The organism is Flavobacterium sp. (assembly GCF_023151265.1).
Classification (GTDB): Bacteria; Bacteroidota; Bacteroidia; order Flavobacteriales; family Flavobacteriaceae; genus Flavobacterium.
Genome location: NZ_JAKLJH010000060.1, coordinates 1 through 14,024 on the forward strand (window position 1 = coordinate 1; position 14,024 = coordinate 14,024).

The 14,024-nt window shown below is 33.4% G+C and carries 14 protein-coding genes; 3 read left to right on the forward strand and 11 right to left on the reverse strand.

What is annotated here, in order from left to right:
* The 8 genes from L6Q46_RS07135 to L6Q46_RS07170 form a co-directional block, all read right to left on the reverse strand.
* The coding region (locus tag L6Q46_RS07135) for an argininosuccinate lyase (protein WP_291283728.1) at positions 1-887 on the reverse strand (887 nt) is incomplete at its 3' end.
* A 2-nt stretch (positions 888-889) separates the two neighbouring features.
* Complete coding sequence (locus L6Q46_RS07140) at positions 890-1,960, reverse strand: M20 family metallo-hydrolase (RefSeq protein ID WP_291283729.1); 1,071 nt, start codon at positions 1,958-1,960, stop codon at positions 890-892.
* Positions 1,929-2,729 carry an acetylglutamate kinase gene (gene argB / locus L6Q46_RS07145; protein WP_291283730.1) on the reverse strand — a complete coding sequence of 267 codons (801 nt, stop codon included), beginning with the start codon at positions 2,727-2,729 and terminating at the stop codon, positions 1,929-1,931. The genes L6Q46_RS07140 and argB overlap by 32 nt, the downstream gene beginning before the upstream one ends.
* Positions 2,716-3,675, reverse strand: coding sequence for an N-acetylornithine carbamoyltransferase (locus tag L6Q46_RS07150; protein WP_291283731.1), 960 nt, complete (start codon positions 3,673-3,675; stop codon positions 2,716-2,718). The genes argB and L6Q46_RS07150 overlap by 14 nt, the downstream gene beginning before the upstream one ends.
* Positions 3,676-3,677: 2 nt before the next feature.
* Positions 3,678-4,814: an aminotransferase class III-fold pyridoxal phosphate-dependent enzyme gene (locus L6Q46_RS07155; protein ID WP_291283732.1), complete on the reverse strand. Its 1,137-nt coding sequence runs from the start codon at positions 4,812-4,814 to the stop codon at positions 3,678-3,680.
* A 10-nt stretch (positions 4,815-4,824) separates the two neighbouring features.
* Positions 4,825-5,799: an N-acetyl-gamma-glutamyl-phosphate reductase gene (gene argC, locus L6Q46_RS07160; protein WP_291283733.1), complete on the reverse strand. Its 975-nt coding sequence runs from the start codon at positions 5,797-5,799 to the stop codon at positions 4,825-4,827.
* A gap of 5 nt (positions 5,800-5,804) precedes the next feature.
* Positions 5,805-7,004, reverse strand: coding sequence for an argininosuccinate synthase domain-containing protein (locus L6Q46_RS07165; RefSeq protein WP_291283734.1), 1,200 nt, complete (start codon positions 7,002-7,004; stop codon positions 5,805-5,807).
* Positions 6,979-7,560 (reverse strand): GNAT family N-acetyltransferase, encoded by a 582-nt coding sequence (locus L6Q46_RS07170; RefSeq protein WP_291283735.1) that lies wholly within the window; start codon positions 7,558-7,560, stop codon positions 6,979-6,981. Before L6Q46_RS07170 ends, L6Q46_RS07165 begins: the two co-directional genes overlap by 26 nt.
* Before the next feature lie 181 nt (positions 7,561-7,741).
* On the opposite strand from L6Q46_RS07170, the gene def reads away from it, so the two are divergent.
* From def to mazG, 3 genes are all read left to right on the forward strand, one after another.
* Complete coding sequence (def, locus tag L6Q46_RS07175; protein WP_264368509.1) at positions 7,742-8,329, forward strand: peptide deformylase; 588 nt, start codon at positions 7,742-7,744, stop codon at positions 8,327-8,329.
* 57 nt (positions 8,330-8,386) lie between these two features.
* A complete protein-coding gene (locus tag L6Q46_RS07180; protein WP_194094648.1) occupies positions 8,387-8,821 on the forward strand; it encodes a DUF5606 domain-containing protein in 435 nt (144 codons plus the stop codon).
* Between the two features lie 183 nt (positions 8,822-9,004).
* A complete protein-coding gene (mazG, locus tag L6Q46_RS07185) occupies positions 9,005-9,778 on the forward strand; it encodes a nucleoside triphosphate pyrophosphohydrolase (protein WP_264368507.1) in 774 nt (257 codons plus the stop codon).
* A 288-nt stretch (positions 9,779-10,066) separates the two neighbouring features.
* Here the strand turns inward: mazG and L6Q46_RS07190 are convergent, their stop codons facing one another.
* The 3 genes from L6Q46_RS07190 to L6Q46_RS07200 form a co-directional block, all read right to left on the reverse strand.
* Positions 10,067-11,563 (reverse strand): SIR2 family protein, encoded by a 1,497-nt coding sequence (locus tag L6Q46_RS07190; protein WP_291283736.1) that lies wholly within the window; start codon positions 11,561-11,563, stop codon positions 10,067-10,069.
* 150 nt (positions 11,564-11,713) lie between these two features.
* A complete protein-coding gene (locus tag L6Q46_RS07195; protein WP_291283737.1) occupies positions 11,714-13,597 on the reverse strand; it encodes a DUF349 domain-containing protein in 1,884 nt (627 codons plus the stop codon).
* Positions 13,598-13,752: 155 nt separating this feature from the next.
* Positions 13,753-14,024, reverse strand: a 272-nt coding sequence (locus L6Q46_RS07200) for a hypothetical protein (RefSeq protein ID WP_291283738.1), incomplete at its 5' end; no start/stop codon positions are given.

Here is a 14,024-nt window from a genome sequence, read left to right on the forward strand (position 1 = left end):
TCAAAAACATCCGGATTTTTCTTGTGTGGCATGATGCTACTTCCCGTTGTTAACGAATCGGGAAAAGAGATAAAGCCGAAATTTTGATTCAAATACAAACACATGTCATACGACAATTTACTTAATGTTCCCGCTAAACCAGCCATAGCCATTGCTATAACTTTTTCTGATTTCCCTCTGGTCATTTGGGCATAAACCGAATTTACATTCAATGCTCCAAATTCCAATAACTCAGTTGTCAACGTTCTATTTAATGGGAATGAAGTTCCGTAGCCAGCACCTGAACCTAATGGATTTTTATTGATAATATTGTAGCTTGCCAATAACAATTCTAAATCATCCACTAAACTTTCAGCATAAGCGCCAAACCATAATCCAAACGAAGAAGGCATAGCAATTTGTAAGTGCGTGTAACCAGGAAGTAATACTTCTTTATGTTGGTTGCTCAACTGAATTAAGGAACTAAAAGTAGTTTCCGTAAGTGATTTGATGTTTAAAATTTCGGCTTTTAAATACAATTTCAGGTCGGTCAACACTTGGTCATTTCTCGAACGACCACTGTGAATCTTTTTTCCAACTGAACCTATTCTTTGAATTAATAAATGTTCTACTTGCGAATGTACATCTTCAATTCCAGATTCAATTTCAAACTGATTTTCTTCAACTTCAATTAGGATTTTCTTTAATTCAATTTCAATTAAACTCCACTCTTCTGAAGTTAACAATTTGATGGAATGCAACATTTCGCAATGGGCTAACGATCCCAAAACGTCATATTTTGCTAGAGCATAATCAAATTGGACATCATTTCCAACAGTGAATTTTTCAACTATTTTAGCATGATGTATATTATTACTTGCTGTTTTTTGCCATATTTTTTCTACCATAACTATAAAATTTGGGTTAAAACGGAATTGTAAATTTGAATTGCCTCTTTAATTTCTTGCACATAAATAAATTCATCACTGCTGTGCGAACGTGTTGATAATCCAGGTCCCATTTTTAGAGAAGGACAAGGAATTACCGCTTGATCGGATGAGGTTGGCGAACCGTAATAGGTTCTTCCTATTTTCAAACCCGCTTGAACAAAAGGATGTGATAAAGGAATTGACGACGAATTCAATCGAAGAGAACGTGGCGTTACCTCGCTTTTAATATTTTGTTGAATAATATTAAAAACTTCAGTATTTGTGTAAAGTTCAGTAGTTCTAACATCTACAGTAAACTGACAAGAATCGGGAACTACATTGTGTTGCGATCCGCTATTAATGATAGTAACTGTCATTTTTACTTCGCCTAACAAGTCCGAAACTTTGTTAAATTTATAGGTGTTAAACCAATTGATATCTTCAATTGCATTTAAAATCGCATTATTTTGATTCGGATGTGCTGCATGAGAAGACGTTCCTTTAGCCACACAATCTAAAACTAATAATCCTTTTTCGGCTATAGCCAAATTCATTTCGGTTGGTTCGCCTACAATAGCAAAATCGATTGAACCTAATTTCTGAAAAATTGATTCAATTCCGTTTATACCGGAAATTTCTTCTTCGGCAGTTGCAGCTAAAACTAAATTGTATTTCAGATTTTCCTTGTCAAAAAAATGAATAAAAGTTGCGATTAAACTCACCAAACATCCGCCAGCATCATTACTACCTAAACCAAATAATTTGCCGTCTTTTTCAATTGGTTCAAATGGATTTAGCGTATAACTTGCATTTGGTTTCACTGTATCGTGGTGTGAATTCAATAGAATAGTTGGTTTCGAAGCATCATAAAACTTATTAAATGCCCAAACATTATTCATTTCACGGTTTGTAGGTATGTTATGTTTTGCAAAGAAATTTTCTATGCAATCGGCCGTTTTATCCTCACTTTTACTAAAAGAAGGAATCGAAATCAACGTTTTCAATAATTCATAAACCGATTCAAAAAGATGTTGTAATTCTTGTTCCTTCATGTGAGTTGTTTTTTATAAAATTCGTTAAGTTTTCTGCCGATGTTATTCCAACTTCTTTAACGCCATTCGCCAAAGCATCAAACGCATTGTTAATTTTTGGAATCATTCCTTTATTGATGACGCCTTCTTTTTTTAATTTTTGAAAGGTTTCAAAATTCAAGTTTTTAATTACTGAATTATCGTCTTCAGGATTGGATAAAACTCCTTTTTTTTCAAAGCAATAGGTTAGTTTTATTTCGAACGAAGTGGCTAAAGCCGAAGCTAAAACACTTGCAATGGTATCTGCATTCGTATTAAGTAATTGGCCTTGTTTGTTGTGAGTAATAGCACAGATGACAGGTGTTAATCCATTTTGAATTAATAAATCTAAAAAAGTACAATTCACATTTTCAATTGAAATATCACCTACAAATCCGAAATCGATTTCCTGATGAACTCGTTTTGTTGCCTTCATTACATTTCCATCGGCACCCGATAATCCAATACTATTGATATTTTGCTTTTGAAGTTTTGCCACGATATTCTTGTTGATATATCCGGCATAAACCATGGTAGCAATTTTCAAAGTTTCGGCATCCGTTATTCTTCTTCCTTCAATTAATTGTTGTGGAATGTTTAGTTTTTCAGCCAAATCAGTTGCTAATTTTCCACCGCCATGAACTAGAATAAAAGGTTCGTTTAAACTTGCAAGCGATTGGATGAAATCATTTAATTGCGATTCATCATCAATTATATTACCACCAATTTTTATAATATTAAGTGTTTTCATTTGATTCTAAAATTTTTTCTAAAATGACCTGTGCCGCAAAAGTTCTATTGTTGGCTTGTTGGTAAATTAAAGCATTCGGGCTATCTAATACTTCATCGCTTACTTCAACATTTCTTCTCACGGGTAAACAATGCATTATTTTTGCATTATTTGTCACTTTTAGTTTTTCATTGGTTAACATCCAATCTTCATTTGTTTCTATGATTTTTCCATATTCATCAAACGAAGACCAGTTTTTTATATAAACAAAATCAGCCTCTTGTAGTGCTTTTTCTTGATTGTGTTCTATAGTTATATTTTTCGTGTAAGTTGTATCTAAATTATACCCAATGGGATTTGTAATTACAAATTCGCAATCTATCTTAGTCATCCATTGCGCGAATGAATTTCCTACAGCATGAGGAATTGATTTTATGTGTGGCGCCCAACTTAAGACTACTTTTGGTTTTTTGTTTTTAGGTTTGTGTTCTTCAATAGTGATGCAATCCGCCAAACTTTGTAACGGATGTAACGTGGCAGATTCTAAAGAAATGATTGGTACAGTTGCATATTTTTCAAACAACGAAAACACCTTTTCCGAAGTATCTTCTTCCTTATTAGTCAAACCCGCAAAACAACGAATGCCGATGATATCGCAATACTGACTTAAGACTTGAGCGGCATCTTTAATATGTTCTACCGTTCTACCATTCATAATTGCACCATCTTCAAATTCCCATGTCCAAGCTTCTTGATTGGCGTTTAAAATAATAGTATTTAGTCCTAAGTTTTGTGCTGCTTTTTGAGTACTTAATCTAGTTCTTAAACTTGAATTTAGAAAAACTAAGCCTAATGTTTTTCCCTTGCCTAATTCGCTTTTTTGCAAAGGATTTTTTTTTATGTGGATTGCCTCTTGAAGTAAAACATCAAGGTTAGCTACATCGTCTACGGAAAAAAAACGTTTCATGATTATAAATTGGATTTGGATAAGATTTTAAATGCATCAATGAAAGCATCTAACTCGATTTTTGTAATGTTTAAAGCTGGAAGAATTCGTAATGTTTTTGGGCACGAGGCATTTCCAGTTAGTATATTGAATTCACTCAGTAGTTTATTTCGCAATGGTGCACAAGAAACTTTCAGTTCAATTCCAAACATTAAGCCTTGATAGCGAATTTCTTGAATCAACGGGTCGTCTTTTAACTCTTCGTACAAGTAGTTTCCTAAATCTGTTGCATTTTGTAATAGGTTTTCTTTTTCGATGGTTTCCAAAACAGCTATCGAAGCAGCACAAGCCAAATAGTTGCCGCCGAAAGTGGTTCCTAATAAACCATGCTTGGCTTGAAATTTAGGAGCAATTAAAACGCCACCAACCGGAAAACCATTTCCCATTCCTTTTGCAATCGTTATGATGTCAGCTTGAACTCGGGCATGTTGATGAGCAAAAAACTTTCCTGTTCTTCCGTACCCCGATTGAATTTCGTCGCAAATGAAAACCGCTTCATGTTCATCACACAAGCTTCTAATTTTCTCTAAGAAGCTCACTTCTGGAATTTGAACACCGCCTACACCTTGAATTCCTTCAATAATTACCGAAGAAATTTCGTGATTTTTAAATGCTTCCTCTAACGCAGTTGTGTTGTTAAAAGGAACAAAAATAAAATTGTCCGACTCATTCGTTGGAGCAATAATACTTTTGTTATCAGTTGCCGCTACCGCAGCCGCAGTTCTTCCATGAAAAGCTTTGGTGAAGCAAATGTTCTTTTTCTTTTTTGTGTGAAATGAAGCCAGTTTAATTGCATTTTCGTTGGCTTCGGCACCTGAGTTACACATGAAGAGCGAATAATCTTCGTAACCACTAATTTTACCTAATTTTTCAGCAACTTCTTCTTGGATTGGAATTTTTACCGAATTCGAATAAAATCCAATATGCTGTAATTGCTCGGTAACTTTTTGCACATAAGTTGGATGGCTATGACCAATAGAAATCACGGCATGACCGCCATATAAATCTAGATATTTTTCATTTTTATCGTTCCATAAATAACTTCCTTCGGCTTTAACGAAGTTTAGGTCAAATAACGGATATACATCAAATAATTTCATTTTTTTCTTTTTAAAATGCTGAGGCTTTTAGTTTTAATCCCAGCGTTGCTTCCCAACCGAGCATCAAATTCATATTTTGAACGGCTTGTCCGGAAGCGCCTTTTATTAAATTATCAATAACGGAGTGAATGACCACGTGATTCTCGTTTTTTTCAATGAATAGTAAACATTTATTGGTGTTCACCACTTGTTTCAAATCGATGTTGGTTTTAGACAAAAAGACAAACGGATTGTTCCTGTAAGAATCTTCATAAAGTGATTGAATTTCTTCTAAACTCATTTTTGTTTCAATCGTAGAACTAGTGAAAATTCCCCGAGTAAAATCGCCTCGCCAAGGCACAAATTCTAAGTTTACTTTTTCTTCATTTAAACTATTTAGCGTTTTACAGATTTCAGCCACATGTTGGTGTTGTAAAGTTTTGTAAGCCGAAATATTATTAACTCTCCAACTAAAATGCGTGGTGTCTTGCAATTGTTGTCCAGCGCCAGTTGAACCTGTAATTCCGGTTGTGTAAACTGTCTTTAGAATTTTAGCTTTAGCTAATGGAAGTAAAGCCAATTGAATAGCCGTAGCGAAACAACCTGGATTAGCAACATAATTAGTCTGTTCAATTTTTTCCTTATTGATTTCGGGTAAACCGTAAATAAAATTTCCTTTTTCAAATGTGCCGTCAATTCTGAAATCATTTCCTAAATCGATGATTTTGATGGTTTCACTCACTTCATTATTTTGCAACCAAATTTTACTTTCCTTATGCGGAAGACACAAAAACAAAATAGTAATGGTATTGAAATATTCGTTGGTGAAAATCAAATCTGTTTCGCCAATTAAATCAGTGTGAATACTACTAATTTCTTTTCCATTTTGACTTCTGCTTAATGCGAAAGTTATTTCGGTTTTTGGATGATTTAAGAGCAAACGAATCAATTCGCCACCTGTATAACCAGCAGCTCCAACTATCCCAACTTTTATTTTTGATTCCATTTGATTTATATTTTTCCTTCGTTCACCTGATGATAAATGGTAAGTGAATTGCTTATTATTTTTGAATATCCTTTTACGTCTTCACCCGACCAGCCCAAATTCATTTCGCCATAACTTCCAAATTTAGATGCCATCAAATCGTTTTCTGATTCAATTCCGTTAAGGATAAAACGATACGGTAAAAGCGTTACAATGACTTTTCCATTCACTGTTTTTTGAGTGTTGGTAAAAAAAGTTTCAATATCGCGTAAAGCCGGATCTAAAAACAAACCTTCGTGTAACCAGCTACCGTACCAATCCGCTAATTGACTTTTTAAGTTCAATTGAAATTTCGACAGCGTATGTTTTTCCAATAAATGATGGGCTTTTAGAATAATTAAAGCTGCCGCCGCTTCAAATCCGACTCTTCCTTTTATCCCGACAATGGTATCACCCACATGAATATCTCTTCCGATAGCGAAAGGAGCTGCTAACTGTTCTAAATGCAAAATAGCATCACTTGGATGAGTAAAAATAGTATCGTTAATTCCTATGATTTCTCCTTCTTTGAAATGTAAAATCACTTCGGTTTTATCTGCTTCTGATTTTTCTAATTGCGATGGAAAAGCCGTTTCAGGTAAATATTGGTTGGATGTTAAGGTTTCTTTTCCACCAACAGAAGTTCCCCAAAGTCCTTTGTTTACTGAATACATCGCTTTTTCGAAATTCATTTCTACTTGATTTTCTTTTAAGAATTCAATTTCGGCTTCTCTCGAAAGTTTTAAATCACGAATAGGCGTGATGATTTCGATATTAGGACAAAGAATGTTGAAAATTACATCAAATCGCACTTGATCGTTTCCAGCGCCAGTGCTTCCATGAGCTATTGCATCTGCATTGATTTTTTTAGCATAATCAGCAATAGATTTTGCTTGAATGGTTCGTTCAGCGCTCACTGAAAGCGGATAGGTGTTGTTTTTTAATACATTTCCATAAATCAAGTACTTTACACAAGTGTCATAATAACTTTTTACAGCATCTATACAAGTATAAGAATGTCCACCAAGAGTCAAAGCGCGTTGTTCAATATCATTTATTTCTTCAGTTGAAAATCCGCCAGTATTTATGGTTACTGCGTGAATTTCGTACCCTAATTTTTTTGATAAATAAACGGCACAAAACGAAGTGTCTAATCCTCCGCTATAAGCTAAAACTACTTTTTTCATGGTTTTCTTCATTTGGTATTAATGCTACTTTTGGTTCGTACAACATGGCGGTGCACAAACAGTTTTTCTTTTCTTTTGCGATTAAAATTTCATAATTGACACAACTTTTGCACCCGTTCCAAAAATTTTCATCTTGAGTTAACTCGGAATAGGTTACAGGTTCGTAGCCTAAATCGCTATTAATTTTCATTACAGCCAAACCTGTAGTTAGACCAAAGATTTTAGCATTTGGAAACTTATCTTGCGACAATGAAAATATGGCTTGTTTGATTTTACGAGCCAATCCATGTTTTCTGAATTTTGGTGCTACTATCAATCCGGAATTTGCTACAAATTTTTCATGACTCCACGTTTCGATGTAACAAAATCCAGCCCATTCGTTTTCTTCGGTAAGGGCAATAATTCCGTTTCCGTCTATAATTTTTTTACTTAAATATTCTGTCGAACGCTTTGCGATTCCTGTTCCTCTCACTTTTGCTGAAAGTTCCATTTCTTCTATGATGGCTTCGCAGAAAATCAAATGTTGAGAATTTGTTTGCTCAATTTTAATGGTCATTTCTTTTAAAATTTCGGCAAAACTAAATAAAATTATTTATTAAATTACAAAAGAAAGATAAAATATCTTTTTAAAATTAATTTTAAAGATTTTAAATCTTATTTTAAATCTGTTATTTATTTGTTATAACTGTTTTATTGTCTGTATATTTTACTATTTTTGTACCCTCAATTTTAATATTATGATTTTACCAATATACGGATACGGAGAACCGGTTTTACGCAAAGTAGGAGAGGACATTACTCCAGAATATCCGAATCTTAAAGAAACGATTGCTAACATGTATGACACGATGTATCATGCGCATGGCGTTGGTTTGGCGGCTCCACAAGTTGGTTTACCAATTCGTTTATTTATTGTAGATACAGAACCTTTTAGCGATAGTGATGATGTTTCTAAAGAGGAAGCGGCTTTAATGAAAGATTTCAAAAAGACGTTCATCAATGCAAAAATCATCAAAGAAGAAGGTGATATTTGGGGATTCAATGAAGGGTGTTTGAGTATTCCAGATGTGCGTGAAGATGTATTTCGTCATGATACCATTACAATTGAATATTTCGACGAAGATTTCAATAAGAAAACAGAAGTGTATGATGGTTTAATCGCACGTGTTATTCAACATGAGTACGATCACATTGAAGGAATTTTATTTACGGATCATTTGTCGATGCTGAAAAAGAAGTTAATTGGGAAAAAATTGCAAAACATTATGGATGGTAAAGCAAGACCCGATTATAAAATGAAGTACGTAAACAAAAAAGGACGTTAAAATTTTTGCATTTTTAAATAAAGATTAGATATTTGCCAACCTTAATAAGTAAGAAACATGAGCATTCAAAAAATATTAGCTATTTCTGGGAAACCAGGTTTATATGAATTAAAAATTCAAACACGTACAGGATTTGTTGCCGAATCTTTATTAGACGGAAAAAAGATAACTGTTGGAATGAGAGCTAACGTAAGTTTGTTATCAGAAATTGCAGTATATACGTATTCAGAAGAAGTGCGTTTAGCAGAAGTTTTCAAAGCTATCGCTACTAAAGAAAACGATGGTATGGCAATGTCTCACAAAGAAGATGATGCGAAATTAAAAGCCTACTTCAGAGAAATTTTACCAGAATTTGACGAAGACAGAGTATATACTTCTGACATCAAAAAAATCTTAAACTGGTACAATTTGTTACAACCTAAAGGTTTCGTTTCGTTAGAAGCGTTATCTAAAGAAATCAAACAAGAAGAAGAAACTCCAGCTGCTGAATAAGCATTGGAAAAATTATACTTTAAAATCCTGCGTTTTCCACGTGGGATTTTTTATTTTTACGATATTATTTCCATTAATATAGTGCAGGCAAGCCAATGGCTTGTCTCAACAGCCAAGATTAAAACGCAAATAAGTACAGACAAGTCATTGACTTGTCTCAACGTTAAATAAACATCACTAATAATGAACACACGCCAACAACAACTACAAGCTTTCAACCGACTTTTAGACATCATGGACGATTTGCGCGAAAAATGTCCGTGGGATAAAAAGCAAACGTTAGAAAGTCTACGTCATTTAACGATTGAAGAAACCTATGAATTAGGCGATGCTATTTTGGATAACGATTTGGAAGAAATCAAGAAAGAGTTGGGCGACGTGTTGTTGCACATTGTGTTTTATGCGAAAATTGGTAGCGAAACCAATGCGTTTGATATTGGCGATGTAGCGAATTCCATTTGTGATAAATTAATCGATCGTCATCCGCATATTTATGGTGATGTTGTGGTGGCTGACGAAGAAGAAGTAAAACAAAATTGGGAAAAACTAAAACTGAAAGAAGGCAAAAAATCGGTTTTAGAAGGTGTGCCAAAAAGTTTACCGGCGTTAGTAAAAGCAAGCCGTATTCAAGATAAAGTAAAAGGTGTTGGATTTGATTGGGAAGAACCGCACCAAGTGTGGGACAAAGTACAAGAAGAACTAAACGAACTTCAAGTTGAGGTAAAAGCCGGCAATCAAGATAAAATAGAAGCCGAATTTGGCGATGTTTTATTCTCCATGATAAATTACGCCCGATTCTTAAAAGTAAACCCAGAAGACGCTTTAGAACGCACCAACAAAAAATTCATCAAACGTTTCCAATATTTAGAAAGCAAAGCCACCGAATTAGGCAAACCTTTAATGGATATGACTTTGGCGGAAATGGATGTTTTTTGGGAAGAAGCGAAGAAGTTGTAGTGTTCAGTGGTCAGTCTCAGTGTTCAGTTAGTCATGCTTAACTCGTTTCAGTATCTCTTTTTTTTAACGCAAATCCCGAAGCTTCGGGAGCTAAGTTGTTTCGCAAAGCACGCAAAGTTTTTAACGTACAGTTTGTCATGCTGAGGTGACGAAGCATCACATAACGCATATCACACCCATTTTGTCATGCTGCTAAGCATTTCTTTAATGTCATCCCTATGGGATTTTATCTAATACTTTTTTTGTGTTTACGAGCTAGACGATTGCGCTATAGCTGGTGTTTGTTTTTTAATTGGAATATTTTTTTAAATCGAAAACACAAAGTAATTTCTTATAATCAGTTGAAGTTGTTGAAGTATTTTGTCGTAAATATTTTTCTACTTCTTCAAGTTGTAAGAAATTATTATGAGTATTCCAAACGATACAATTTAATTTACTAGAAGGAGTAACGTTTTCATCTTCAATTATGTTTTCAATAGATGAATGTTGAACTTGGCAATTGCCTGGTAAATGCTGGATACAATAATTTACTTTATCAATTTGTTGTTGTTTTAATTTAGTTATTGATTCAATATCAGGATTAATGGTTTCAAAACCATGTATTGGAAAATACTGAGTGCTTTGAATTTTGTATTTATCAATTAATTTTAATATTTGAGAATTTGATTCGTCAATAATATTGAAATAATTAGCCATTAATTCAGGAGCTGTCTCATAATGATAATTTATAGTCTTAGTTGAGCCAATTGCTAAAATCTTATCTCCATTTTTTAATGTATCTAAATCTTCAGTGATGCTAACTTTAATATCCCCACCAGCGTAAATTTCTTTTACAATATTTTGAACTTTTCTAATATCTAATGCTGTTACTGGTAAGTGTAAATCAGATATTGAATTATAAATTGCTGAAAAATTATCAGTTTTTAATTTGTTAATTCTAATTGTTAAGCCACCATCTAAAACAATATCATGTTCACTAATTATTTGATTATCCAAATCTTTTCCGTACTCAACTAGAAGGAAATTGTTTTTTATTTTTGTTGCTAGTTCTGAATTTGGTTCGACATAAGAAAAAATTGTTTTCAGAATTTTTTTAACATTTTCATCACCTACACCATACCCTAAGAAAATAATTGGGTTATGAATAAAAAGTGATAAAAGTTGAGCTCTAATCAATTCATATTTATTATCAAAAGATATGTAGTCATTTTCAGTAATAATAATTTTTTCAGGATGTTCATAACATCCATGTATTTTGTAAACTGAACCATAAGGATTGCTCAATAAAATATTATTTCCAATAAGTTTATTAAACTCAAAAATATTTTCAATCAGACCATCATAATTTGTAGTAATAACACTACCTATATTTTTTCTAATTTTTTTTAAATCTTTTAATTCTAAGGACATTTCATCTTTAAAATCCATATTTGAAAAAAGTTCAGCAATATAGATTTTGAAGCGGCTAAGGTTAATGTTTCTAGCCATATTTTCATAAAAAATGTCATTTATATGTTTAAATTTTCCATCTCTATCCGCTTGCAAAACAGAATTAAATTTAGTTTCTATTATTGATGCTATTTTTAAATAATCAAACTTTCCTTCCTCATGACATTGAGCCTTAACATCATAATAGTATTCTGGATTTCCTGTAAGTTCAAAGGCTATTTTACTTAATAAATCATCCCATGTGAATGAGTTTTTTAGATATCTTAGGCTAATTCCAGTACCTACAAATAGTATAGGATGATTTTTATATTGGGAAATAAACTCTTGAATAGTCATATTTAATATTGTTTGATTAGATACAGTTGAATTCTATAATTACCATACTTCCACAAATATACCCAAATTCCCACAAACTCAATTACAGATTTTCTGTACATTTTAAAAAAAGAACAAAAAAAATCCCAAGCTCTCACTCGGGATTCTATCTTACATATTTTTAATTTGCTGTAGTTTTTCTTTCCACAATTTCAAGTCGTCTTTGTGGCGTTCAATGTTTTTCTGAACTTCTTTAATAAAAGGATTTTCACCTTTCGAACTACTGCTAATAAACTGAATGTTATTTTCTAATTGGAAAATTTCGCTTTGTACTTCGTCGATTTTCTTTCTGATGAAGAATTGCTCTTGTTCTAAAGCTCTGCGGTCGTCACCTTCCGATAATTGCTCTAAACGGTTGCTAAAACGCATCATTTCGGTGTCTTTTTTAGACATGCTTAGTTTTTCAAACAAAGCATCTAAAATCTTATTGAATTTTCCTTCAATATGTCTTCTGTTAAAAGGCACTTTTCCAAAAGTTTTCCAAGTCGCAATGTGTGCTTTAATCGCATCTAAATCGGCTTTATGCTCGCCAGTTAAAGTGAATGATTTTAACTCTTCTAAAAATGCTTTTTTCTTTTCAAATGCTTCTACTTCTTCGCCAGTTTCGGCATTTTTAGCTTCGTGCATTCTGTCAAAATACGCATTACACGCATCTTTAAAGTCTTTCCAAATGCTATCCGAATATTTACGAGGCACATGTCCAATTTTCTTCCAATCGTCCTGAATTTTCTTCATAATTGGAGTAGTCGCAGCGAAATCAGTACTTTCTTTTAACGATTTTGCTTTTTCAACTAATTCTAATTTCTTAGTTAAATTCTCGTGTTGCTCGTGCTTGATGTCTTTATAAAAAACGTTTTTGTTCGCATTAAAAGAACGAACCGCATTTTTAAAGTTAGCCCAAGTTTCCTCAGTTACTTCCGCTGGCACTTTTCCTGCTTTAAAGAACGCATCACGCAACGCTTCCATTTTCTGAATTTGCGCTTGCCATCCACTGTGCGAATCGATTTTCTCGGTTCCTAAAGCGATGATTTGCGAAATGATTTCGTTTTTAATCGCTAAGTTTTCAGTTTCTTTTCCTCTCGCTTCTGCATATAAAGCTTCACGTTTATCGTGCATTTGTTTGGTAATTTCGCTGAATTCGTTCCAAATCGCTTCTCTATGTTCGCGATCTACTGGACCAATTTCTTCTTTCCAAACGCGGTGTAACAATTGCAATTCACGGAAGGCTTTCATTACGTCAGCTTCGTTCAACAATTCTTTAGCTTTAGCAATAATTAATTGTTTTTGCTCTAAATTGTGTTTCAAATCTAAATCGCGCGCTTCTTTGTCTAAGTGCATGATGTCGTAAAAACGCTCCATGTGAAAATGATAGTTGTTCCACAAGATGTTGTATTTATCTCTTGGAATCGCACCTGCATTTTTCCAACGCTCACGAATTTCGTTTACTTTTTTGAACATATCGCTAATGCTCGTATCACCTGAATCGATTAAGTTTTTCAACTCGTCGATTAAGTTTTCACGAACCGCAAAATTCTGTTCTAAATTGTTTTGTAATTGTTTGAAGTGTTTCGCTTTACTTGCTTTGTAAGCGTTGTAAATGCCATCAAACTTATTTTTTAAAGGGAAGTGATACTCAAAATCTAAACCTTCTCCGTTGTTTTGAGCTAAGAAATCTTCTTTTTTCTCGTCTATAAAATGGTGGTATTTGTCCGAAAAAGCTTTTCTAATGCCTTCTACATGGTCTTTAATCGCCATTACTTTTTCGTTATTGACTAATTTTTCAAGTTCCTCGGTTAAGGCTTCCATCGACATTGCATCGTAATCCAAAACCGGAATTTCGTGCTTTTCTTTTATCGAATCATCTTCGCTTTCTTCTGCATTAGAATTGTCTATTTCCTCTAATACCGATTGACTAATAATGGTAACGCCATCTAATTGTTCCATTTGGTCTTGTCCATCTGCGTTGTGCAGGTTATCATGTGTTGCTTCTGACATTGTATAAATGCTTAAGGTTACTAATATTGTGTGAAGATACTAAAGCACTCCGAAAATTCAAAAAAAATCGACTAATTATCGTTTATTTTCTTTGAAACGAGTGTTTTGGGCTTTTTTAAGAATTGTTTACATACAATTTCTTGCTAACCATTGAATTATTGTCGAATTTTTATTTCAGATTTAACAACTTGATTATCATAGTTTGTTTCCCAGTAATGGATGTAAATAGAATCTTTCTTATAATCAACTTTTAATGAGTCAATTTCTTCGGGAAAATTGATATTTTCTACTTCTTTTTCGAAAAATAACCCTTTTTTGTAAACCAATATTTTTGGAGGTGCCATTACACCCACAAAGCTAGTTTGAATTCTTAGATTTTTATCTTCATAACATATTTTTTCAAAGGGAGAAATCGTTCGACCTATGA

Excerpts from the sequence above, each read along its gene's own strand:
- L6Q46_RS07140 (WP_291283729.1), bottom strand. The coding sequence starts at position 1,960 with ATGAAGGAACAAGAATTACAACATCTTTTTGAATCGGTTTATGAATTA.
- argC (WP_291283733.1), bottom strand. The coding sequence starts at position 5,799 with ATGGAATCAAAAATAAAAGTTGGGATAGTTGGAGCTGCTGGTTATACA.
- L6Q46_RS07180 (WP_194094648.1), top strand. The coding sequence starts at position 8,387 with ATGAGCATTCAAAAAATATTAGCTATTTCTGGGAAACCAGGTTTATAT.
- L6Q46_RS07195 (WP_291283737.1), bottom strand. The coding sequence starts at position 13,597 with ATGTCAGAAGCAACACATGATAACCTGCACAACGCAGATGGACAAGAC.
- L6Q46_RS07165 (WP_291283734.1), bottom strand. The coding sequence starts at position 7,004 with ATGAAAAAAGTAGTTTTAGCTTATAGCGGAGGATTAGACACTTCGTTT.
- mazG (WP_264368507.1), top strand. The coding sequence starts at position 9,005 with ATGAACACACGCCAACAACAACTACAAGCTTTCAACCGACTTTTAGAC.
- def (WP_264368509.1), top strand. The coding sequence starts at position 7,742 with ATGATTTTACCAATATACGGATACGGAGAACCGGTTTTACGCAAAGTA.
- L6Q46_RS07155 (WP_291283732.1), bottom strand. The coding sequence starts at position 4,814 with ATGAAATTATTTGATGTATATCCGTTATTTGACCTAAACTTCGTTAAA.
- L6Q46_RS07190 (WP_291283736.1), bottom strand. The coding sequence starts at position 11,563 with ATGACTATTCAAGAGTTTATTTCCCAATATAAAAATCATCCTATACTA.
- L6Q46_RS07170 (WP_291283735.1), bottom strand. The coding sequence starts at position 7,560 with ATGACCATTAAAATTGAGCAAACAAATTCTCAACATTTGATTTTCTGC.
- L6Q46_RS07150 (WP_291283731.1), bottom strand. The coding sequence starts at position 3,675 with ATGAAACGTTTTTTTTCCGTAGACGATGTAGCTAACCTTGATGTTTTA.
- argB (WP_291283730.1), bottom strand. The coding sequence starts at position 2,729 with ATGAAAACACTTAATATTATAAAAATTGGTGGTAATATAATTGATGAT.